Origin of the sequence: Microcoleus sp. OTE_8_concoct_300 (genome assembly GCF_031383065.1) — a bacterium.
Classification (GTDB): Bacteria; Cyanobacteriota; Cyanobacteriia; order Cyanobacteriales; family Microcoleaceae; genus Microcoleus.
In genome coordinates, this window is record NZ_JANMZH010000120.1 from 1 (window position 1) to 1,089 (window position 1,089).

Consider the following 1,089-nt stretch of genomic DNA (forward strand, 5'->3'; position numbering starts at 1 on the left):
ATTTAGAATACTTTCATCAAGATATCGGAATCGAAGAAGGCGCTTCGGATTAAGATTTAATTTGATCGCTGGTATTTATAATTATGAACTTTCTTTAAAGACTAAATTAGAGATCGCCTGAGACTTTCGCAAGAGGTCTAAGGAACCCCAAGCAGCATCAGCAATGGCTTTGTTCAGTCCCATCCTTGTATTTTGGTTAATTTATCCTGGGATGGAAATCTTCCCTAATACTAATTTATTACTTGGTTTTAAGCATTTAATTAATGCAATGAATCAATTTCAACCCTTTTATTCTTCAGCTTAATCTGGGCTTATTTCTTACTTCTTTAATCCGGAGAGTGACAGCAGAGGTATAATTATTTTAACCAATCCTCTTCATAGAACAACGCCTACTAGGAGGGTAATCTAATGATCGTCGTCCACCACTTAAACAACTCTCGCTCCCAACGTGTGCTCTGGCTGCTAGAGGAACTTGAACTCCCATACGAAATCAAGCGCTACAAGCGGGATCCGCAAACCATGTTGGCACCAACATCGCTGCGTGAGGTACATCCACTCGGCAAATCGCCTGTGATTACTGATGGCAAACTGACCTTGGCTGAATCCGGTGCCATTATCGAGTATCTGATCGAACGCTATGGCAACGGACGACTGGTTCCTGCTATAGGCACGCTAGAACATCTGCGCTACACCTACTGGCTGCATTATGCAGAAGGTTCTGCTATGCCGCCGCTACTTCTGAAGCTGATCTTCGACCAAATTGAGAACAATCCCATGCCCTTTTTCGTGCGTCCGATCGCCCGGGCGATCGTCAGTCGCGTTAAAAGCTCGTTTATTGAACCTCAGATCACACAACACTTGAATTATATGGAGGCAGAGATTGGGAAAAGCACATGGTTTGCTGGTAACGAATTTACCGCAGCCGATATCCAAATCAGCTTCCCACTGGAGGCAGCAGTGGCACGGGCTGGACTGAACCCGAGCCGTCCAAAGCTCATGGCATTCTTGAATCGCATCCACACACGTCCGGCATACCAACAAGCACTCGAGCGTGGTGGTGCTTACGAGCTTCTGAGTTGAGCAGAACAA

At 45.5% G+C, this 1,089-nt stretch carries 1 protein-coding gene and 1 pseudogene; both read left to right on the top strand.

Annotated elements, in window-relative coordinates; genetic code table 11:
- Nucleotides 1-121: pseudogene (locus ACUVJL_RS05860) on the top strand (IS5/IS1182 family transposase); the annotation flags it as partial.
- A 287-nt stretch (nt 122-408) separates the two neighbouring features.
- Complete coding sequence (locus ACUVJL_RS05865) at nt 409-1,080, top strand: glutathione S-transferase (RefSeq protein ID WP_445244995.1); 672 nt, start codon at nt 409-411, stop codon at nt 1,078-1,080.
- The last annotated feature ends 9 nt before the right edge of the window (nt 1,081-1,089 follow it).